The sequence below is a fragment of the Mesorhizobium sp. M0563 genome, from assembly GCF_040321065.1.
In the GTDB taxonomy this organism is placed as follows: domain Bacteria; phylum Pseudomonadota; class Alphaproteobacteria; order Rhizobiales; family Rhizobiaceae; genus Mesorhizobium.
This window is the reverse complement of record NZ_JAMYQV010000010.1, coordinates 165,996-186,769: the sequence shown is the minus strand read 5'-3', so window position 1 is coordinate 186,769 and position 20,774 is coordinate 165,996. Positions and strand designations below refer to the sequence as shown.

At 62.8% G+C, this 20,774-nt stretch carries 23 protein-coding genes; 20 read left to right on the top strand and 3 right to left on the bottom strand.

Annotated elements, in window-relative coordinates; translation table 11 throughout:
• Positions 1-150: 150 nt before the first annotated feature.
• The gene (locus NKI50_RS15635) at positions 151-1,035 is read right to left on the bottom strand and encodes a DMT family transporter (RefSeq protein ID WP_023719621.1); all 885 of its coding nucleotides are present in this window, start codon (positions 1,033-1,035) and stop codon (positions 151-153) included.
• 133 nt (positions 1,036-1,168) lie between these two features.
• Here NKI50_RS15635 and NKI50_RS15630 point away from each other — a divergent pair, with 133 nt between their 5' ends.
• Both NKI50_RS15630 and NKI50_RS15625 read left to right on the top strand, forming a co-directional pair.
• On the top strand, positions 1,169-1,618 hold the full coding sequence (locus NKI50_RS15630) for an Lrp/AsnC family transcriptional regulator (RefSeq protein WP_023719620.1): 450 nt from the start codon (positions 1,169-1,171) through the stop codon (positions 1,616-1,618).
• 95 nt (positions 1,619-1,713) lie between these two features.
• Positions 1,714-2,484, top strand: a complete 771-nt coding sequence (locus NKI50_RS15625) for a sulfite exporter TauE/SafE family protein (protein ID WP_023719619.1) — start codon at positions 1,714-1,716, stop codon at positions 2,482-2,484.
• 40 nt (positions 2,485-2,524) lie between these two features.
• Here NKI50_RS15625 and NKI50_RS15620 read toward each other — a convergent pair whose 3' ends face one another.
• Positions 2,525-3,076, bottom strand: coding sequence for a DUF2269 family protein (locus NKI50_RS15620; RefSeq protein WP_023719618.1), 552 nt, complete (start codon positions 3,074-3,076; stop codon positions 2,525-2,527).
• A gap of 578 nt (positions 3,077-3,654) precedes the next feature.
• Between NKI50_RS15620 and rcdA the strand changes: the two genes are divergently transcribed.
• The 18 genes from rcdA to ftsH all read left to right on the top strand — a co-directional run bounded on the left by rcdA (position 3,655) and on the right by ftsH (position 18,724).
• Positions 3,655-4,182, top strand: a complete 528-nt coding sequence (gene rcdA, locus NKI50_RS15615; RefSeq protein WP_023719617.1) for a protease adaptor protein RcdA — start codon at positions 3,655-3,657, stop codon at positions 4,180-4,182.
• A gap of 305 nt (positions 4,183-4,487) precedes the next feature.
• The gene (gene ruvC / locus NKI50_RS15610) at positions 4,488-5,000 is read left to right on the top strand and encodes a crossover junction endodeoxyribonuclease RuvC (RefSeq protein ID WP_352480921.1); all 513 of its coding nucleotides are present in this window, start codon (positions 4,488-4,490) and stop codon (positions 4,998-5,000) included.
• 56 nt (positions 5,001-5,056) lie between these two features.
• On the top strand, positions 5,057-5,326 hold the full coding sequence (locus NKI50_RS15605; RefSeq protein WP_023719615.1) for an AbrB/MazE/SpoVT family DNA-binding domain-containing protein: 270 nt from the start codon (positions 5,057-5,059) through the stop codon (positions 5,324-5,326).
• On the top strand, positions 5,304-5,726 hold the full coding sequence (locus NKI50_RS15600; protein WP_352640139.1) for a type II toxin-antitoxin system VapC family toxin: 423 nt from the start codon (positions 5,304-5,306) through the stop codon (positions 5,724-5,726). The genes NKI50_RS15605 and NKI50_RS15600 overlap by 23 nt, the downstream gene beginning before the upstream one ends.
• A 13-nt stretch (positions 5,727-5,739) precedes the next feature.
• On the top strand, positions 5,740-6,360 hold the full coding sequence (ruvA, locus tag NKI50_RS15595; RefSeq protein WP_352494155.1) for a Holliday junction branch migration protein RuvA: 621 nt from the start codon (positions 5,740-5,742) through the stop codon (positions 6,358-6,360).
• A gap of 67 nt (positions 6,361-6,427) precedes the next feature.
• The gene (locus NKI50_RS15590) at positions 6,428-6,712 is read left to right on the top strand and encodes an AbrB/MazE/SpoVT family DNA-binding domain-containing protein (RefSeq protein WP_352717049.1); all 285 of its coding nucleotides are present in this window, start codon (positions 6,428-6,430) and stop codon (positions 6,710-6,712) included.
• Positions 6,709-7,113 carry a type II toxin-antitoxin system VapC family toxin gene (locus NKI50_RS15585; protein ID WP_352640141.1) on the top strand — a complete coding sequence of 135 codons (405 nt, stop codon included), beginning with the start codon at positions 6,709-6,711 and terminating at the stop codon, positions 7,111-7,113. Before NKI50_RS15590 ends, NKI50_RS15585 begins: the two co-directional genes overlap by 4 nt.
• A complete protein-coding gene (ruvB, locus tag NKI50_RS15580) occupies positions 7,110-8,150 on the top strand; it encodes a Holliday junction branch migration DNA helicase RuvB (RefSeq protein WP_352454896.1) in 1,041 nt (346 codons plus the stop codon). Before NKI50_RS15585 ends, ruvB begins: the two co-directional genes overlap by 4 nt.
• Positions 8,151-8,297: 147 nt before the next feature.
• The gene (ybgC, locus tag NKI50_RS15575; RefSeq protein ID WP_352640142.1) at positions 8,298-8,768 is read left to right on the top strand and encodes a tol-pal system-associated acyl-CoA thioesterase; all 471 of its coding nucleotides are present in this window, start codon (positions 8,298-8,300) and stop codon (positions 8,766-8,768) included.
• 296 nt (positions 8,769-9,064) lie between these two features.
• Positions 9,065-9,775: a protein TolQ gene (tolQ, locus tag NKI50_RS15570; protein ID WP_352489260.1), complete on the top strand. Its 711-nt coding sequence runs from the start codon at positions 9,065-9,067 to the stop codon at positions 9,773-9,775.
• Between the two features lie 9 nt (positions 9,776-9,784).
• The gene (tolR, locus tag NKI50_RS15565; protein ID WP_352640143.1) at positions 9,785-10,243 is read left to right on the top strand and encodes a protein TolR; all 459 of its coding nucleotides are present in this window, start codon (positions 9,785-9,787) and stop codon (positions 10,241-10,243) included.
• 7 nt (positions 10,244-10,250) lie between these two features.
• Positions 10,251-11,408 (top strand): cell envelope integrity protein TolA, encoded by a 1,158-nt coding sequence (tolA, locus tag NKI50_RS15560; RefSeq protein ID WP_352640144.1) that lies wholly within the window; start codon positions 10,251-10,253, stop codon positions 11,406-11,408.
• 67 nt (positions 11,409-11,475) lie between these two features.
• Positions 11,476-12,759: a Tol-Pal system beta propeller repeat protein TolB gene (gene tolB, locus NKI50_RS15555; RefSeq protein WP_502900368.1), complete on the top strand. Its 1,284-nt coding sequence runs from the start codon at positions 11,476-11,478 to the stop codon at positions 12,757-12,759.
• 44 nt (positions 12,760-12,803) lie between these two features.
• Positions 12,804-13,181: a four helix bundle protein gene (locus NKI50_RS15550; protein WP_352480916.1), complete on the top strand. Its 378-nt coding sequence runs from the start codon at positions 12,804-12,806 to the stop codon at positions 13,179-13,181.
• Positions 13,182-13,412: 231 nt separating this feature from the next.
• Positions 13,413-13,919, top strand: coding sequence for a peptidoglycan-associated lipoprotein Pal (gene pal / locus NKI50_RS15545; RefSeq protein ID WP_023677992.1), 507 nt, complete (start codon positions 13,413-13,415; stop codon positions 13,917-13,919).
• A 187-nt stretch (positions 13,920-14,106) separates the two neighbouring features.
• Positions 14,107-15,216, top strand: a complete 1,110-nt coding sequence (gene ybgF / locus NKI50_RS15540; RefSeq protein WP_352717045.1) for a tol-pal system protein YbgF — start codon at positions 14,107-14,109, stop codon at positions 15,214-15,216.
• A gap of 54 nt (positions 15,217-15,270) precedes the next feature.
• Positions 15,271-16,692, top strand: coding sequence for a tRNA lysidine(34) synthetase TilS (gene tilS / locus NKI50_RS15535; protein ID WP_352717043.1), 1,422 nt, complete (start codon positions 15,271-15,273; stop codon positions 16,690-16,692).
• Between the two features lie 106 nt (positions 16,693-16,798).
• Positions 16,799-18,724, top strand: coding sequence for an ATP-dependent zinc metalloprotease FtsH (gene ftsH, locus NKI50_RS15530; RefSeq protein WP_023677989.1), 1,926 nt, complete (start codon positions 16,799-16,801; stop codon positions 18,722-18,724).
• Between the two features lie 589 nt (positions 18,725-19,313).
• Here ftsH and NKI50_RS15525 read toward each other — a convergent pair.
• Positions 19,314-19,979 carry a hypothetical protein gene (locus NKI50_RS15525; protein WP_502896311.1) on the bottom strand — a complete coding sequence of 222 codons (666 nt, stop codon included), beginning with the start codon at positions 19,977-19,979 and terminating at the stop codon, positions 19,314-19,316.
• Positions 19,980-20,774 lie beyond the last annotated feature (795 nt).

Genomic DNA, 20,774 nt, shown 5'->3' with positions numbered 1-20,774 from the left:
TCACCACCGTGCCATGGCCGCTCGCCCTTCAGAGCAAGCGCCGTTCTCTCTCCAAAACTTTTTGCAGAACCTTCAGGACACTATCTCTATCGGGGCTCGGCGCATGACTACCGTTGGCCGAAATTCTCCTCGCCTGGTCGCTTGCGGGCTCTACGCAGGCACTTTCGATTTCCAAAGCGACCAGCCGAGGTTCATGCCGGCGGCGGCGACCAGGATGGCGGCGGCGCCGGCGATCTGCGCCGGATGCAGCCGGTGGCCGAAGGCGACGACGTCGACGAGGATGGCGACGACTGGATAGATGAAGGACAGCGACCCCTGCAGATGCGTCGGCAGTTTCTGGATGGCGCCGTACATGAGGATGTACATCAGGCCGGTATGGACGATGCCGAGCGTCGCCAGCATGACCCAGCTCCGCGCATCGGCGGGAAGGTGGGTGAGATTGGCGAAAGGTGCCAGCATGAGAACGCCGACGCAGACCTGGATCAGGGCGATCAGGTGCGGCGGCGTGCCTTTGAGCTTCTTGGTGACGATAGCCGCAACGGCCCAGAAGAAAGCCGCGGCCAGCGCCATCGCAATGCCGGTAAAGTAATCCGTACCATGATCGCCTGCATCGGGCGCGGCCTGCACGATCAGCAGCATGCCGGCGAAGGCGATGCCGAGCCAGGTCAGCTTGGTCACCGTCAGCCGTTCGGAGAAGAAGAGCGCGCCAAAACCGACCAGCATGAAGGGTTGCGTATTGTAGACAGCCGTGGCGATCGAGATCGACGCGCGGGAAAACGCGCTGAACAGCAGCAGCCAGTTGATAACGATGGCAGCACCGCCGAGAGCCGCGATCGCGACAATGCGAAGCGACAGCCTGCCGCGCAGCAGTCCCAGCGCCGTGCAGATAACCAGCAGCGTTACCGCACCGAAGGCGCAGCGCCAGAACACCACGTCCATGATGGGTTGGCCGGACAGGACGACGAACCAGCCGATCGTGCCGAGGATCGCCATCGCCGCAGTCATTTCGATCGTGCCGCGTACCGTGTTGTCCATGGATGCTCCCGAAACCCGTTGAGATTCTATAATCCCACGGCAGATATGGGCCTTTCCATGACTTGTAGCTGGTGATATGCAGAACGAACCTAATTTAATTAGGTAAACATCGGCTTTTTCTTGGAATTGTAAAATGCTGGACGAGCTCGATAGAAAGCTCCTCGATATCCTGGTCAGGGATTCACGGACCTCGCTGAAGGAACTGGCGCTGCAGGTCGGGTTGTCGTCGCCAAGCGTTTCGGAGCGGCTTCGGCGGCTTGAGGATCGCGGCGTCATTCGCGCATTCACCATCGACATCGATCCGCAGGCGCTCGGCTACGCCTTGCAGGCGATCGTTCGCATCCGGCCGTTGCCCGGTAAGCTGCACATCGTCCAGAAGCTGATCGAGGAAATCCCGGAATTCGGCGAATGCGACAAGGTGACGGGCGATGACTGCTTCGTCGCCCGGCTGTTCGTCCGCTCGATCGGCGAGCTCGACGGGATTCTCGACCGCATCGCCGACAAGGCCGAAACCAGCACCGCCATCATCAAGGCGCAGCCGATCCGGAGACGCCCGCCGCCGCTCGACATGCCAAATATGTGACGGGCTCCGGTGGCGTGGCCCACGTATTTGCGGTCGCGGTCTGGCCATTTCTGGTCTATTCCAGAGTTCAACTTTCCCTCCAGCCTCCTTTCCCCATGTCAGGCCTGCTCATCGATCCCTGGTTCTATGCCGCGGCCATGCCGGCCGTCATCCTCGTCGGCCTGTCGAAAGGCGGCTTCGGCGGCGCCGTCGGCTTTGTCGGCGTGCCATTGATGGCGCTGACCATGCCGCCGGTTCAGGCTGCCGCAATTCTTCTGCCAATTCTGTGCCTGATGGACATTGTCTCGGTGTGGACATGGTGGGGTATCTTCGACCGCAAGATGCTGGCCGACATGATGCCGGGTGCCGTGATCGGCATTGCCCTTGGCTGGCTGACGGCGGCACTTGTAACCGAAGAGATGGTCCGGCTGATCGTCGGCGCGGTCGCCCTGATCTTCGTGCTGCGCTGGCTCTATTTGCAACTCCGCCACGGTGCCGGCCACGCGGCGGAGCCCAACCGCGTTGCCGCCGGCTTCTGGGGTACCGTTGCCGGGTTCACCAGCTTCGTCGCCCATGTCGGCGGCCCGCCTTTTCAGGTCTATGCGTTGCCGATCAGGCTGGATCCGAAGGTGCTGTCCGGCACCGCGGCGATCTTCTTCGCCGTCACCAATGCACTGAAGCTCATCCCCTATTTCGCGCTCGGCCAGTTCGACACCACCAATTTGACCGCGTCGGCGGTGCTGATGCCGCTGGCGCCGCTGTCGACAATCGCCGGCGCCTGGCTGGTGCGGCGGATGCGGCCGGAGCTGTTCTATCCCTTCACCTATGCGACCGTGGCGGTCGTCGCGGTCAAGCTTCTGTGGGACGGCATCGCCGGCCTTCTGTAAGACGGCGGCCCCAGGCGGCCGCCGCCGGATTCCTTAAACCTCAGGCGGCACTCGGCAGCAGCGGCCGCGTCCTGCCAAGCGCGAGAGCAGCGCCGGTTGCCAGCACGAACGCCATGCAGCCAAGAATGGTGATGTCGTGCAGTGTCGGCTTCAGCACCATGTCCGCGATGATCATCAGCATCACCGAATAGTCGAAGCGCGCGGCATTGAGGACGCGCTGGCCCTGGGCAAGCACCGCCGGCGTCACGCCATCCTTGGCGATCATGCCTGCCATGCGGTCGGCAGTCGGCTTGAAGACGAACATGCCGATGCAGAAGGTCGTCGCATAACCGGCAAGGCCGATCAGCACCCACAAATCGGAAAAGCCGACCCAGAAGCCGCACATGATGAGGCCGAAGAGCAATGTCAGCATCGACATCGGCGCGAAGAACCGGTTACCGAGCTCGCCAGTGGCGCGCATCGCCTGCAACATGCCTTCGACGTTTCCAGCGCGGTCGGCGCGTACCGCAAGCAGCATCAGGGTGAAGCCGCCGCCGACCCAGAGGATCGCCGAGACGATGTGCAGAAATTTAACGGCCGAGTACCAGTCCATTGTTCGCTCCTTGAGAAATTTTCATGATTGCCGGAGCGCAATTTTGCTCCGCCTCGTTGCGAGGAGCGGGCGTTTAGCGCGGCGCCTGTTTCGGAACGATGTCGCGCGGCGAGCGGATCTGTTTCGGTATGTCGGTCACGATCTGGAGGAACCGTGGCGCAAGCGCGTCGCCCCCACTTTCCAGCCGGTGGTGAGAGCGGCGGCTTAGCCGGCCATCTGTGCTGTTACGGCACAGATGCTGGGCGCTTGATCGAAAAATATGCCCTGCGTTAAGGCTTTGTTAAGCTTTACAGGCGTTTACTATGTCCATCCAGTGATCTGGATTCTTACCGAGTGGTTGGAGCCACTTTGTTTGACGCCTCCCTGTTAAACTCCTGAGAGCCGCCTTATCCGCGGCTCTTTTTTTGTTCGCCGGCATGGAGCCCCTTGGGCCAAATGCGGCCGTTAACCGTTTGTTAAACATGTGCTTGCCTTCGCCGGCAGCGAAGCGCATTTTCAAGCTTCAGTCGTTTAGGCTGCCGGACATGGCGGCCAAGAGCCGAATCGGCCGGCTGTCAGGCAAGTGCAGGGGCGCAGCGATGAACGAGCCTTCGAAGGCGAGCGCGAACACCATCAAGCTGGCGGAGCGCCGGGTTTTCTCCCAATCCTTCAAGCCGCTCTATCAGGAAGGCATGGGCTTGGTCGAGCAGGCGGCCGAATATCTCGACGGCAAGGGCCGCGCCGAGGCCAAGAAGCTGTCGAGGCTGGCGGCGACGCTTTATGCGGCCGAGTCGATGCGGCTGACCACCAGGCTGATGCAGGTCGCCTCGTGGCTGCTTTTGCAGCGGGCGGCGAATTCCGGCGAGATGACCCGCGATCAGGTGGCTTCCGAAAAATCCAAGGTGCGTCTCGACACCGCCTCCGCGCATGACGAGGCGCCCGGCTGGGCCGAGCTGCCGACGGATTTCGTCGACCTCGTCAACCGCTCGCTGCGCCTGCAGGCGCTGGTGCGCCGCATGGACGAGGAGATCTATGGCGGCCTCGCCGAGGTGCCTCAGTCGAGCCGTCGCCTCAATCCGGTCTCCGACCAGATCACGTTGCTCAACACGGCTTTCGCCCGCGGCTGAGAGACCGTTTGGAAACTCTACTCCAGCGGCCATCTGGCGGCGTTTTCTCCGCTTACCTGCAGCGCCGCGTCCTTTTGGACACGCAAAGGACACTGCAGCACTTTGATTGCGCATGATCCCCTCGGGATCACGCGTGGGCTCACGGACCAAATGTCCGCTGCGCTCCGGTTCTCGAAACCACCACCATATGACTCGCCGGAGCGACTTTCGAAACGGTCTCAGAGGCTTTGTGGACATCACGAGCCCCGTTTCTGGTTTGTTCACATTTCGCTGGCATCGCTGCCCGCCGAAGGTAGACTTGGCGGATGGGGGAAGCGATTCGCATCATCGGCATCGATCCGGGGCTTAGGCGCACCGGCTGGGGCATCGTCGAAAGCCTTGGCAATTCGCTGCGCTTCGTCGCTTCCGGCACAGTACGGTCCGACGACAAGGCGGCGCTGGCGGTGCGTCTTTGCCAATTGCATGACGGGCTTGCCGAGATCCTGCATGCCACGATGCCGCACGAGGCGGCGGTCGAGCAGACCTTCGTCAACAAGGATGCCGCGGCGACGCTGAAACTCGGCCAGGCACGCGGCATCGCCATGCTGGTGCCGGCGCGCGCCGGCCTTGCCGTTGCCGAATATGCGCCCAACGCCGTCAAGAAGGCGGTGATCGGCGTCGGCCATGGCGACAAGAAGCAGATCCATATGATGGTCAAGGTGCTGATGCCGAAGGCGACTTTCGACACCGACGACGCCGCCGATGCGCTGGCCATCGCCATCTGTCACGCGCATCACAGGCAGAGCATCGCCTACAGGATGGCGATGCTGGCCGAATAAGTTTGTTCTTGACTTGTTCTCCAGTGAACAATAAGTAATACCAACGAGGTATTACCATGCGCGTTACCACCAAGGGCCAAGTGACCATCCCGAAGGAAATACGGGATCATCTGGGTATCGGCCCGGGCTCGGAGGTGGAGTTCGTCCCCACCGAGGACGGTGCTCGTGTCATTGCGGTCGACGAAAACATGTCGAAGGAGGAAGCCTCGCGCAGATTCAGCCAGATGCTCGGCCGTATGGCTGGTACGCTGGATCTGGGGGGCATGACGGCGGACGAATATGTGGAATGGCTGAGGGGCCCGCGTGAAGACCTCGACATTGATTGACACAAATGTCCTGATCGACGTTTGGGGTCCTGCCGGACAGGAGAGGAAATGGTCGGCGTCGGCGATCACCGCATGCCGGCGCGACGGCGCGCTTGTCATCAACACAATCGTCTGGTCCGAACTCGCGCCGCTGATTGCAACGGAGCAGGCCCTTCGCCAAGCAGCCGACATGCTCAAGATCGAGCGTGAACTCCTGCCGTGGGAAGCGGCCTTCCTCGCTGGTGTCACGCACTCCCGCTATCGCCGCGCCGGCGGCCTCCGCGAACGAGCGCTGCCGGATTTCTTTATTGGAGCCCATGCGGTTGTCGCTGGGCATCGCCTGCTGACGCGCGATGCCGCGCGCTATCGCAGCTATTTCCCGGACCTCGATATCATCTCTCCGGAAACCCACCCCGCATGATCGGCACGCTCAAATGATCGGCAAGCTAAAAGGCACGTTGGACGAGATCGACGAGGATTTCTGCATCGTCGACGTGCATGGCGTCGGCTATGTCGCCTATTGCTCGGCGCGCACGCTTGCCGCATTGCCGCCGCCCGGCGAGGCGGTGATATTGTTCATCGAGACCTATGTGCGCGAGGATATGCTGCGGCTCTATGGGTTCCAGTCGGTGCTGGAGCGCGAATGGTTCCGGTTGTTGATGAACAATGTGCAGGGCGTCGGCGCCAAGGTGGCGCTGGCAATCCTGTCGACGCTGGCGCCGGCCGACCTCGCCAATGCGATTGCGTTGCGCGATATCGCCATGGTCAGCCGCGCGCCGGGTGTCGGCAAGAAGGTGGCGGAGCGCATCGTCACCGAGTTGAAGAACAAGGCGCCGGCCTATGCGGGCACTGCCTCCGGCACCATCGGCCTGAGGCAGGAGCTCGGCGAGGGCGTTGCTTCGGCGCCGATTACAGACGCCGTCTCGGCGCTGGTCAATCTCGGCTATTCGCGCGACACCGCCGCCAATGCGGTGGCGGCGGCGCTGAAGACGGCAGGCGAGGAAGCGGACGCATCGAAGCTGATCCGCTTCGGGCTGAAGGAGCTGGCACGGTGAGACGTTGCTGGAAAGTGAAATTCCGACTACTATGTGATCGGTAAGAATTTTCTCCAGGAGTAAGAATATGGGCGCATATGCCAGTCTGACCTCCAAGGGACAGCTCACGATCCCAAAGGACGTCCGCGACGCCTTGTCGCTCAAGACAGGCGACACGATCGCCTGGACAGTCATGGATGGTTACCTGATCGGAACGCCGCGCAACCTCGGATTTGCCGACCTCGCCGGGTTCTTGGGAGATCCGCCTGGCGGTCCCGCTACGCTGGAGGAAATCGACGCCGCTATGCGGGATGCGGTCGGCCGGCATGTTGTCGGGGATAGACCAAATGACGGACAAGAGGGTGCCGCTTGACGTCGATCGGCATCGATACCAACCTTCTGCTTCGCATGGTGCTCAACGATGATCCGGAGCAGCGGGCGAAGGCGCTTGCGTTCGGCCGCGGCCTCAGTCTGGAAATGCCCGGCTTCGTGAGCTTGATCGTGCTGGTCGAATTCAGCTGGTCGTTGGCTTCGCGCTACAGGCAGCCCAAGGAACAGGTGCTGGCCGCGATCCAGAGGCTGCTCAAGATCAAGACGCTGGAGTTCGAAGACTTCGATGCCATCGTCATCGCGCTCGAACGATCGAATTCAGTGCAGGTCGACTTTGCCGACGCGTTGATTGCGGAGCACAATCGAAAATTAGGTTGCACGCACACGGTCACCTTCGATCAGCGCGCTGCCAAGGCCATTCCCGGTATGGAACTGCTCGCATGAGCCTTTCGCCACGCCTCATTGCTCCCGACAGACGCGGCGAGGACGCCGAGCAGACCTTGCGGCCGCAGACGCTCGGCGACTTCGTCGGCCAGGCTGCGGTGCGGGCCAATCTCAAAGTGTTCATCGAAGCCGCCAAGGGCCGCAGCGAAGCGCTCGACCATGTGCTGTTCGTCGGGCCGCCCGGCCTCGGCAAGACGACGCTGGCGCAGATCATGGCGCGCGAGCTCGGCGTCAATTTCCGCTCGACCTCGGGTCCGGTCATCGCCAAGGCCGGCGATCTCGCGGCGCTGCTGACCAACCTCGAAGACCGTGACGTGCTGTTCATCGACGAGATCCACCGGCTCAACCCAGCGGTAGAGGAAATCCTCTATCCGGCGATGGAGGATTTCCAGCTCGACCTGATCATCGGCGAGGGGCCAGCGGCGCGCTCGGTCAAGATCGACCTGGCCCGCTTCACCCTCGTCGCCGCCACCACCCGGCTCGGCCTGTTGACCAACCCGCTGCGCGACCGCTTCGGCATCCCGGTCAGGCTCAATTTCTATTCCGTCGAGGAACTCGAGCAGATCGTGCGGCGCGGCGCCCGCATCCTTGCCATGCCGCTCGGTGACGACGGTGCTTTGGAGATCGCCCGGCGGGCGCGCGGCACGCCGCGCATCGCCGGTCGGCTGTTGCGCCGGGTGCGCGACTTTGCCAGCGTTGCCGGCGACGGCCATGTCGACCGCAAGATCGCTGATGAGGCGCTGACGCGGCTGGAGGTCGACGGGCTCGGCCTCGACGCGCTCGACCGCCGCTATTTGTCGATGATCGCCCGGAATTTCGGCGGTGGGCCGGTCGGCATCGAAACCATAGCGGCCGGGCTTTCCGAACCACGCGATGCCATCGAGGACATCATCGAACCCTTTCTGATCCAGCAGGGCTTCATCATGCGCACGCCGCGCGGCCGCGTGCTGGCGGCCAATGCCTGGCGGCATCTCGGCCTCGACGCGCCGAAGGACCTGGCGCAGCAGCAGATCAGCCTGTTCCAGGAAGAGCCATAGCGCTTGCGGCTTCGTTGCCGATAGTCCCGGAAACAGCAACGCCGCCAGCGAGAACAGCTCCGCCCTCCAGGTCTTGATCATCGCCGGTCTATGCGCAAAACAGGTGGTGCCAAAAACACGTGCCCGTCGGGCAATAAGGACAGCACAATGGACGATCACGGTGAATCGGCATTGTCCGCCGGGCTTTCCGGCGCGCTGACGGAATTCGGCCATCGATTGATGGCGCGGGTCTATTATGCCGATACCGATTTTTCCGGCGTCGTCTACCACGCGCGCTATCTCGAATTCTTCGAGCGCGGCCGTTCCGACTATCTGCGGCTGGCGGGCGTCCACCACACCGAGCTTGCCGAGGGCAAACATGGCGAGAAAATAGTCTGGGTGGTGCGGCGTATGGAAATCGATTTCCGCGGTCCGGCCCGCATGGATGACATCCTGACCATCGATACGCGCACCGACGAGATTTCCGGTGCGCGCATCGTCATGGCGCAGCAATTGAAGCGCGGCAGCGAAGTGCTGGTCGAGGCGCGGGTCGAAGCGGCGATCGTCGGCGACAACGGCCGGCCGCGGCGCTTTCCCAAGGACTGGATCGCAGCCTTCATGCCCAGAACGCGCAAATAGAGGTTCAGAGGCGGACGATCCCGGAGCTCCCGGTTAGGGGCTACGATCGCCGGGCAGCGCGCCGGGGCGCGGCAATGCGCCGCGCTATACGTCCTAACCCATCCTTAACCATAACGGTCCATGAAGGGATTGGTTAAGATTGGGAGAATCCAAGCGCCTTCCTTTCACCAATATTTGCCCCGAAAAGGCCGCCAACGGTGCATTTGGGTTATTCCGCAAGCTCCACGCGAACGGACCACAAGGGATGCCCATGGGCCAGCCGCCAGCCACGCCCGGAAAATCTTTAAGGACGTAACATGGAAAACATCGCTCTCGCCGACCCGGGCGCGCATTTATCGATTTGGGCCTTGTTCATGCAGGCCGGTTGGGTGGTCAAGCTGGTCATGATCGGGTTGCTCTGCGCCTCGATCTGGACCTGGGCGATCATCGTCGACAAGCTCGTCGCCTATGCCCGCATGCGGCTGGCGCTCAACCGCTTCGAACAGGTGTTCTGGTCGGGACAGTCGCTGGAAGAGCTTTACCGCACGCTCGCCGACCGCAAGACGACCGGAATGAGCGCGATCTTCGTCGCCGCCATGCGCGAATGGAAGAAGAGCTTCGAGAAGGGCGCGAAATCGCCGCTCGGCCTGCAGACCCGCATCGACAAGGCTATGGATCTGGCGCTGACCCGCGAGATGGAAAAGCTCGAAGGGCGGCTCGGCTTTCTCGCCACCACCGGCTCGGCGGCGCCCTTCATCGGCCTGTTCGGCACGGTTATCGGCATCATGACCTCGTTCCAGGCGATCGCCGCCTCGAAGAACACCAGCCTGTCGGTGGTCGCGCCCGGCATCGCCGAGGCGCTGCTGGCGACGGCCATCGGCCTGCTCGCCGCCATCCCTGCCGTCATCGCTTACAACAAGCTGTCGTCCGACGCGAGCAAGATCGCGGTGCGCATGGAAGGCTTCGCGGATGAGTTCTCCGCCATACTCTCGCGCCAAATCGATGAAAAAGTCGCGCAGAAGGCCTGAGGAACCATCATGGGAATGTCCGTAAGCGCAGGTGGCGGAGGACGCGGCGGGCGCGGCCACAGGCGGCGCGGCCGCCATCACGCCTTGATATCGGAGATCAACGTCACGCCGATGGTCGACGTGATGCTGGTGCTGCTGATCATCTTCATGGTCGCAGCACCCTTGCTGACGGTCGGCGTGCCGATCGAGCTGCCGGATACGCAGGCCAAGGCGATGAACGCCGATACGCAGCCTATAACCGTGTCCATCAACCCGGCCGGTCAGATTTACCTCCAGGAAACCGAGATCCCGATCGAGGAGCTGGTGGCCAAGCTGCAAGCGATCTCGAAGACGGGCTATGACGAGCGCATTTTCATCAGGGGTGACAAGGCGACGGATTACGGCACGGCCATGAAGGTGATGGCCCGCATCTCGGCTGCCGGCTACAAGAATATCGGCCTGGTTTCACTGCAGGAACAGGATCAGTAGACGCAAGATGAGGACCGGCCTCACCACATCGGTGATCTTGCATACGGTGGCGATTGCCTTCGGGCTGTTCACCTTGTCCTCGCCGCCCGCGATGCCTGCGTCCGATGCGGAATCGGTGTCGGTCGAGATTGTGCCGATGGAAGCGACGGCACAGGTCCTGCAAGGCGACAAGAAGGCGGTGATGCACGACAAGCCGGCGCCGCTGCCGACGCAGCGTCCCGACATCGTTCCCGACGCCCAGAAAATCGGCGATAACAGCGTCGACACCGACAAGCCGCCGACACCGGAGCCCAAGCCCCAGCCAGTCGATATGACGGCGGCTCCGCCACCAGCGCCGACGCCGGTCGAAAAGCTCAAGCCCGAGGACGTGCCGAAGCCGAAGGAAGAGCCGAAGCCTATTCCCGCTACGGAGGTAGCGCCGGTGCCGCAGCCGAAGGAAGAGGTCAAGCCCGAACCGGTCAAGCAGACCGAGCCCAAGCCGACGCCGGCCAAGAAGCCGACGCCCACGCCGCCGCAGGACAAGACTGCCGCGATCGATCCGCAGCCCGAGGTCAAGCCGGATGCCGTCGCCGAGGCGATTGCCAAGCAACCGCCAACCGAGGAGGCGCAGCTTCCGGACTCGGCGCCAGCACCCGAGGCTCGGCCGAAGCCGCAGCCGGCCCAGGCCGAAAGCGCCAAGGCGCCCGAGCGCAAGGATGCCGACAAGCCGGTCAAGGAAGCCTCGTCCAGGCCGAAATCTGAAGACAAGCAGTTCAACGCCGACGAGATTTCGGCTCTGCTCGACAAGCGGAAGCCGTCCGGCGGCGGCGCCAAACGCTCGACCCAGCAAGCATCGCTCGGCGGCGACAAGGATCAGGGCCAGAAGCTTTCGAAATCGGAGCAGGGGGCATTGGAAGCCCAGCTTGGTGGTTGCTGGACGCTTCCGGCAGGGCTCGAGGGCTCGGAAAATTTCGTCGTCGTGGTCCGGTTTAATCTGGACGCCTCCGGCAAGTTGGATGGCCGGCCGAGCGTTGAAAAGTCGAGCGGAAACCGCCCGTTTGACGAAAGTGCAGTGCGCGCGGTTCAGAAATGCGATGTGGCCGGCTTGCAAGTTCCCGCGGGCAAGCAAGACATCTGGTCCGACGTTCGGGTCACTTTCGACCCCAGGGAGATGCTCGGCCTTTAGGCCCGGCGCCCACAGAGTCAGCGAAGAAAAGCGAGAAGACATGAAATCCATCCTCAAGCCGCTCCTGATGATCGTAGCGATGGCGCTGGGCATGACTGCCGCCGCCACCTTGCCGGCGCGGGCGCTCGTTGAGCTCAACGTCAACAAGGGTAATGTCGAGCCGTTGCCGATCGCCATCACCGATTTCCAGGGTGGCGATGCACTCGGCGCCGAGATTTCCGGCATCGTCAGTGCCGACCTGAAACGCTCAGGCCTGTTCGCGCCGATCGACAAAAGCGCTTTCATCGAAAAGATCTCGAACCCGGATGCCACGCCGCGCTTCGAGGACTGGAAGGTGATCAATGCGCAGGCGCTGGTCACCGGCAGTGTCGGCAAGGAGGCTGACGGCCGTGTCCGCGCCCAGTACCGGCTGTGGGACACCTTTGCCGGCCAGCAGATGTCGGGCGAACAGTTCTTCGCCAACGACGCCAATACCAGGCGCGTCGCCCACATCATCGCCGACGCCATCTACGAACGGCTGACCGGCGAGAAGGGCTATTTCGACACGCGCGTCGTCTTCATCGACGAGTCCGGGGCCAAGAATGCGCGCAAGAAGCGGCTTGCCATCATGGACCAGGACGGCGCCAACGTCCGCTATCTCTCGAACGGCAAGTCGATCGTGCTGACGCCGCGCTTCTCGCCGAACCGGCAGGAAATCACCTATATGTCCTACGAGAGCGGTCAGCCGCGGGTGTACCTGCTGCAGATCGAGACGGGGCAGCGCGAGCTGGTCGGCAATTTCCCCGGCATGACGTTTGCGCCGCGCTTTTCGCCGGACGGCCAGAAAGTAATCATGAGCCTTCTGCGCGACGACGGAAATTCCAACATCTTCGCCATGGACCTGAGAAGCCGCTCGACGACCAGGCTTACCAATTCGACCGCCATCGATACCTCACCGTCCTACTCGCCCGACGGCAGCAAGGTGGTGTTCACCTCGGACCGCGGCGGCCGGGCGCAGATCTATGTGATGGGCGCCGACGGCTCGGGCCAGACCCGCATCTCGTTCGGCGACGGCGTCTATTCGACGCCGGTGTGGTCGCCGCGCGGCGATCTCATCGCCTTCACCAAGCAGACCGGCGGCGAATTCCAGATCGGCGTCATGCGCACCGACGGTTCGGGTGAGCGCATCCTGTCCACCGGCTTTCAGCAGGAAGGGCCGACCTGGGCACCCAACGGCCGGGTGGTGATGTTCTTCCGCGATTCCAATGGCGGACCAAAACTTGTGTCGGTCGACCTCACCGGCCGCAACGAACAGTCGATCCCGACAGCGAACTTCGCCTCGGATCCGGCCTGGTCGCCGCTGCTCGAATAGAGGAACTGAGGAATTGACGAACTGACGAGTTGAAGAACTGAAGAATGGAGAAGCCAGGGGCCTACATCGAGCACGCGAGGGATTTGGAAGTCTATAAGCGCGCCTATGCGGTTTCCCTTGGGGTACACAGAGCCACGCTTGCTTTTCCGAAAATGGAGCAATACGCGCTCGCCGATCAACTACGTCGTTCCAGCAAGGCGATCTGCGCCAATTTGGCTGAGGGTTTTGCCAAACAGACCCGCTCCAAGCCCGAATTCGCACGCTTCATTTCGATGGCCATAGGGTCATGCAGTGAAGTGGAGACGTGGATTTCGTATGCGTTCGACCTCGAGTATATCACACAGGTGCAACGCGACGACTGGTTGCAATCCTATGCCCGCATCTACGGAATGCTGGTCAATCTCAGAGAGAAGCTGAGGTGATCTCTTTCCTCAATTCCTCAACTCTTCAATTCTTCAATTCCCTCTTTTTCATGTTTTGGCCGCATTTCCGCCTACGGTCCGCGCTCATTGTCGCCCTTGAGTAGCCCTCGGCAGAACGGTTGTGGACGGCAGCCGAAACCAAATTTTAACCGTGTTTCTTGAGCGCCGGTTAACCCAAACGTGGTTACTGGACGATCAATGAAATCACTCGAATTGCGAAGGAGAGGCGGCATGGGCCGTATCGCAGCACTTACCACAAACCCGGTCATGATCGCGCTGGTCGCGATGCTCGCGATCACCGGTTGCGCCTCGAAGAAGACGCCGAACAGCGCCGCCGATCTCGGCCTCAACGGCGCCGGCGCGGCAACGCCCGGGTCGGCCCAGGACTTTACCGTCAACATCGGCGACCGCATCTTCTTCGATACCGATTCGTCCTCGATCCGCGCCGATGCGCAGACGACGCTGTCGCGCCAGGCGCAGTGGCTGAACCAGTACAAGCAGTATGCCATCGTCATCGAAGGCCATGCCGACGAGCGCGGCACACGCGAATACAATCTGGCGCTCGGCGCCCGCCGTGCTGCCGCCACGCGCGACTTCCTGGTCGCCAAGGGCGTTTCGGCGCAGCGCCTGAAGACCATTTCCTACGGCAAGGAGCGTCCGGTCGCGGTTTGCGACGACATCTCCTGCTGGTCGCAGAACCGCCGCGCCGTCACCACGCTGGGCGGCGCCGGCTCCTGATCGGCATAAATGCAACACTTGGTGCGAAAGGCGGCCAAAGGGCCGCCTTTTTCATATCTGCCCGCTCCAAACAAAATTTGGCCGAAGTCTCACGTCCTGTTAAGAGCCGAGAGCGTCTGGCTAGTCCCAGTTGGCTGGTCTACTTCGAGTGAGAGGCGCGCAACAACGGTTTCACGGCGAGAGGCACATGCATTTCAGATCGGTCTTGAGCGGCACGCTTGCGCTGCTGCTCGTATCAAGTATCGCGGCACTTGCTGACGGGGCAAGCAGCACCGAGCAGTCATCGGAAAGCGGCTTTTCCTTCCATCTGCCGACGATCAAACTGCCCGGCATTTTCGGTGAAAAGAAAAAGCCGGATCAGGTTCAACTCGCGCAACAGGATGGCACCGGCACTCCGGCGCTGGAGGAACAGCTCCGGCAGATGAACGGCAAGATCGAGGAACTCAACTTCCAGGTCCTGCAGATGCAGGAGCAGATCCGCAAGCAGCAGGAAGACAACGAATTCCGCTTCCAGCAGTTGGAAGGCGGTCCGCAAGGCGCGCAGCAGCCGACCGAGCAGAAGAAGTCCGAGGCGGCGCCCAACAGCGACAACCCCAACGGCGACAGTAACGTGGCGGAGGCGCCGGCAACGCAGGCTCCGGCCGCTGCCGACACGCCGCCAGCCGGCGACAAGAGCGTCGAGGACGTCATCGTCGAATCGCCCAACGGCGATCCCGGCAAGCTGATCCCCGGCGCGCCGCCCAAGACGTTCGGCACCATCACCGTCGACAAAAACGGCAATGTCGTCGAAGCCGACGGCAATGCGCAGGCGAACGCGCCGGAGCAGAATACGGCCCCAGCCAACGGCGCCAACGCAGCCGGCAACAAGGCCGGCAAATCCGACGATACGGTGGTCGCGGCACTCCCCTCGACCAACGACCCGGAGGAGCTTTACCGCAACTCTTACCAGTTCATCCTGTCGGGCGACTACAGCACCGCCGAACAGGGTTTCCGCGACCATATCGCCCGTTTTCCCCGGGACGCCAAGGCGGCGGACGCGCATTACTGGCTCGGTGAATCGCTGCTCGGCCAGCAGAAATACCGCGATGCGGCCGAGATTTTCCTCGCTGCCAGCAAGGACTATCCCAAGGCCAAGAAAGCGCCCGACATGCTGCTGAAACTCGGCGTTTCACTGGTCGGGCTGAAGCAGCGCGACGTGGCCTGCGCCACCTTCAGCGAGATCGGCAAGCGCTATCCCGATATTTCCGGCGCGCTCAAGGAGCGGGTCAAGCAGGAAAGGGCACTCGCGGCGTGCTAGTTTTTCTGTTGCACGTCGTTGCCCCAAAACCGGGCCCACTTTTGGGCGACATGCATGACGCTCGACACCGAGCCTGATCTTTCGGATTTTTCGCGGATCGACTTTTCCAACGGCGCTGTTGTGGCCGTGTCCGGCGGCAGCGACTCGACCGCCCTTCTCCTCCTCCTCAAAGCCCATCTCGACCGTACCGCGCCGGCAACGAAATTGCTGGCGGTGACGATCGATCACCAATTGCGGCCGCAAGCGGCAGCGGAAGCGCAAGCCGTGGCCAGGCTGTGCGCGGCGCGCGGCATTGCCCATCGCATCGTCGTCTGGTCGGGGCACAAACCAGCGACCGGCCTGCCCGCCGCCGCGCGCGAAGCCCGATACCGGCTGCTCGCCGAGGCCGCCGAAGCGGCAGGCCTCGGGCTGATCCTGACCGGCCACACCGCCGACGACCAGGCCGAGACCGTGCTGATGCGGCAAGCGCGTGACGAGGTGCCAAGTGAGGAGAGGCCGCGGGGCCTTGCCGGCATGGCGCCGGCAACCCTCTACGACTGGCGGTACTGGATCGTGCGGCCGCTGCTCGGCGTGCGGCGTGCGGCGCTGCGCGAATTCCTCCGGCGCGAACAGGTCGCTTGGGTCGAGGACCCGACCAATGCCGACACTGCTTTCGAGCGCCCGCGCGTCCGCGCAGCACTTGTTGAAGGCGACGATGCGCTTCGCATGGCTGAAACGATGGCGCTGGCCAGAAAGGCGGCGGTCGAGCGTGAGCAGTTAGGACAGCGCGCGGCCATGCTGATCCGCGGCTTGGCCTCGAGGCCAGCCGCCGGCCTCGTCCGCCTCGACCGGGATTTTGCGACGGGCGCCGACAGCCGGGCGGCTATTTATGCGCTGCGCATCCTGCTGGCGGCGACCGGCGGTACCGCCTTCCTTCCCGACCAGGCCCGCAGCGAAGCCCTTTTCGGCCGGCTCCGGGCCGGGGCGCTTTGTGCCACATTGTCGCGGAGCGTGGTCGATGCCCGGCGTACCGGCATCTTTCTGCATCGTGAGTTGCGCGATCTGCCGCCCGCTGTTGCGGTTTCCGACAATGCCCTTTGGGACGGCCGCAGACGGATCACATTGAGCGACAGTTCAGGTGCGTTGTTGATCGCGCCGCTGTTGGTTGCCCCGCTCGGGGTGGCTCTTGCCGCAAAGCGGGCAATTACCGGGCATGGCACGCCGGCAAGCCTTGTGCGTGCCGCCTTGGCCGCCGAACCAGCGCTATGGCGGGATGGCGAATGCCTTGGTCTGCCTGGGCAAGGCCCGGGTTTGCCTGAGGAAAGCCCGATGCCGGCGGCGGTCGCCGCATATCCGGCAGTCGCGCCCTTCGCCCGTTTCCTGCCGTCCTTCGATCTGGCGCCGGCCGATGCCGTCGCCGCGTTGCTTGGCGCGGCGCCGGTTCCAGCCGCGCCATTCGGCGGCCACAGTGCCGGCCTACCACGGGCGAAAGCTTAACCGAGACCTGCTGTTATGCTTGGCAAGGGGAGACGCTCTCCCTATGTTAGGGCCAAGTTTCCTCTCACGACGTGCGTCCGCCCAGCGGGCGCCAACGGGACAATTGATGAATCCAAATTATCGCAATCTCGCGCTCTGGGCGATCATAGCGGTCCTGCTCATCGCTCTCTTCAATCTTTTCCAGACGCCGCAGACGCGTGGAGCCTCGAGCGATGTCCCCTATTCGCAGTTCCTACAGGAGGTCGCGGCGGGACGGATCAAGTCGGTGACCATCGCCGGCGCCCGTATCTCCGGCAACTACACGGACAGCTCCAACGGCTTCCAGACCTATTCGCCTGGGGACCCGTCACTGGTTTCGCGGTTGCAGGACAAGAACGTCACCATTAATGCGCGTCCTGAATCCGACGGCTCCAATTCGCTGTTCGGCACCCTGATCTCCTGGCTGCCGATGATCCTCATCCTCGGCGTCTGGATATTCTTCATGCGCCAGATGCAGTCCGGTTCCGGCCGCGCCATGGGCTTCGGCAAGTCGAAGGCGAAGCTGTTGACCGAAGCGCATGGCCGCGTCACCTTCCAGGACGTCGCCGGCGTCGACGAAGCCAAGGAAGATCTGGAAGAGATCGTCGAGTTCCTGCGCGACCCGCAGAAATTCCAGCGGCTCGGCGGCAAGATCCCGCGCGGCGTGCTGCTCGTCGGTCCTCCCGGAACCGGCAAGACGCTGCTCGCCCGCTCGGTCGCCGGTGAAGCCAACGTGCCGTTCTTCACCATTTCCGGCTCGGACTTCGTCGAGATGTTCGTCGGCGTCGGCGCAAGCCGCGTCCGCGACATGTTCGACCAGGCCAAGAAGAACGCCCCTTGCATCATCTTCATCGACGAAATCGACGCCGTCGGCCGTCATCGCGGTGCCGGCCTCGGCGGCGGCAATGACGAGCGCGAGCAGACACTGAACCAGCTGCTGGTCGAGATGGATGGCTTCGAATCCAACGAAAGCATCATCCTGATCGCCGCTACCAACCGGCCCGACGTGCTCGATCCGGCGCTGCTCAGGCCGGGCCGCTTCGATCGCCAGGTGGTGGTGCCGAATCCCGACATCGTCGGCCGCGAGAAGATCCTGAAGGTGCATGTGCGCAATGTGCCGCTGGCGCCCAATGTCGACCTCAAGGTGATCGCACGCGGCACGCCGGGCTTTTCCGGCGCCGACCTGATGAACCTGGTCAACGAGTCCGCCCTGATGGCGGCGCGGCGCAACAAACGCCTCGTCACCATGGCCGAATTCGAGGACGCCAAGGACAAGATCATGATGGGCGCCGAGCGCCGCTCGTCGGCGATGACGCAGGCTGAGAAGGAGCTGACAGCCTATCACGAGGCCGGCCACGCCATCCTGGCGCTCAATGTGCCGTCGGCCGATCCGCTGCACAAGGCGACCATCATCCCGCGCGGCCGGGCACTCGGCATGGTCATGCAGCTGCCGGAAGGCGACCGCTATTCGATGAGCTACAAATACATGATCTCGCGCCTCGCCATCATGATGGGCGGCCGTGTCGCCGAGGAGTTCAAGTTCGGCAAGGAGAACATCACCTCAGGCGCCTCCTCCGATATCGAGCAGGCGACCAAGCTGGCGCGCGCCATGGTGACGCGCTGGGGCTTCTCCGACAAGCTCGGCCATGTCGCCTATGGCGACAACCAGGAGGAGGTGTTCCTCGGCCATTCGGTGGCGCGCACGCAGAATATCTCGGAAGAGACGGCGCAGATCATCGACGCCGAAGTGCGCCGGCTGATCGACGAGGCCTATTCGACGGCAAGGTCCATCCTGACCAAGAAGAAGAAGGAATGGATCGCGCTGGCGCAAGGCCTGCTCGAATACGAGACGCTGTCCGGCGAGGAGATCAAGCAGCTGATCGCCGGCAATAAGCCCGCACGCGACCTCGGCGACGACACACCGCCGAGCCGCGGCTCGGCCGTGCCGAAGTCCGGCCGCCGCAAGAAGGGCCCCGAGCCCGAAGGCGGCATGGAACCCCAGCCGTCAAGCTAGGCTCCGGCCCAGGAGAGATCGACTTCGAAACGCCGCGGCTCTGACCGCGGCGTTTTCTTTGGGGAATGCGACCCTTCCTGCATCGCTGGAAATTGGTGAAAGTGACGGTGACGGCCAATCTCCCCCCTCGTGGGGGAGATGTCCGGCAGGACAGAGAGGGGCGCGGGGGAACGCGGCCTTCTATCGTCCTCGACGACTTCGGGAAGATCGACAAGGCGCGCCGGTGAAGGAAATTCGCAGTTTTTTGCCGACGGCGCCACATTTTGTTCTTGCTTTGTGCCGGCAGCTATGCTACTAATTTGCGTATGGTGCCAATTGGCTCCAACGACCCGCCCGCCGAGGCGGGTTTGTTTCAGGCTCCTTCGACCAAACGTGGCGCGTGCTGCCGACCATCGATGTCGGCGGGACAGCGCCCCTCTCTGTCCTGCCGGGTCCTGCCGGACATCTCCCCCACGAGGGGGGAGATCGCTAGAGCGGCGGCCGACTGCGCGCGGATGCCGCCTCTTCGGAACGCGCGGCAGCATGCAGCAACAAAAAAGCCCGCGAACCTTGCGGCTCGCGGGCTCATGTCGTCGGATGATGGCGCTGGTCAGCTCTTCAGCTTGGCGTTGCAGAGGCTGTAGAAGCCGCCGCCCTTCTGGATCCACCTGAGGCCGCCCAGCGTGTTGGCGTCCTTGTTGGCGTAATACAGGTCGAGGCAGGTGTGCATGCGGCCCTTGGCCGGGGTCTCGGTAGCGTATTTCTTGGAGATCGCCGTCGGGAATTTCACGCCCTGGGGGGCGGTGATGGTCGGCGCTTGCGGATCGCCGGTGTACTTCGCATCGGGAGCCGGCAGGGTGTCGTCGTCGTCGGCTGCGCCGGCGCCGCATTGGCTCTTGCGGAAGTCGTTCCACTTCATGCCGTTCAAAGTATTGCCGGACTTGGCGGCCTGATATTTGGCGCTGCAATCAGCCATGCTGAGGCCTTTGCCGGTATCGGTCGCGGCAGCTGTCGTCGCCTTGGCAGGTGCCGCGGCAGGTTGTGCCGCTGCAGTTGCGCCGGCGGCGCATTCACTCTTGCGGAAATCGTTCCATTTCATGCCGTTGAGCGTGCCGGCAGCCTTGGCGGCCTGGTATTTGGTGCTGCATTCCTTGGCCGTCAGGCCCGGCGCAGCGTCGTCGGCGGTGGCTGCCGCAGCCTTGGTCGTGGCGGCGGGTTGTGCGGCTGCCGTCGCGTCGGCGGCGCACTGGGTCTTGCGGAAATCGTTCCACTTCATGCCGTTCAGCGTGCCGGCGGCTTTTGCCGCTTGGTACTTGGTGCTGCACTCCTTCGCCGTCAGCCCAGGCGCCGCATCGTCGCCGGCGGCTGCCTTGGTGGTGTCGGCGGCCTTGGCCGTGGCTTTGGCTGGGGCGGGATCGGTCGTAGCGGCGGTGGCATCGGTGCCGCATTGGGCCTTGCGGAACTGGTTCCAGTTCTGCCCGCCAAGCGTTCCCGCATCCTTGGCCGCGTTATACTTGGTGCTGCACTCGGCCATGGTCAGCGCATTGGCAGGCGCCGCCAGGAATAAGGTCGCGACGGCAAGGCCCGTCAAAGTGGCAAGTCGATGGATGAGCATGCGTTTTCTCCCTATGGCGGTTCATGATATGTCCCAGTGCAGCAATAGCGCTCAACGGCTGGTTGCGCCAGATGCTAAGTAGCGTAGAGACAATTTAGAAGTGCATTCTTTTCTTTAAGGTGATGAATTCGTTGCCGGGACTGTTTCCCAGCCAAGTTCGTCCGGGTGCATTGCACGGAGAGCGCGCATATGGCTCGTTCCCAGCGAGTACACTGCGTCGCATGACAGCCAGTCAAATCGGCGGGTGCGACGGACCTGAGCCTATCTCTGTCTGAAGCAGCGCGATGCGGATTCGGGTTCAAGGCCACACTGTCACAAACCAAAGGATCCAGATGAGGTTTGAGGTTGACGTTTCTGATGCTGCTGCCGCAACAAGGGCTCGAAACTTGAAAATCAACACATTAGCGTGACGCAAAACACACAAGACAACAATTTTCTAAGGATTGGTCGTCCATA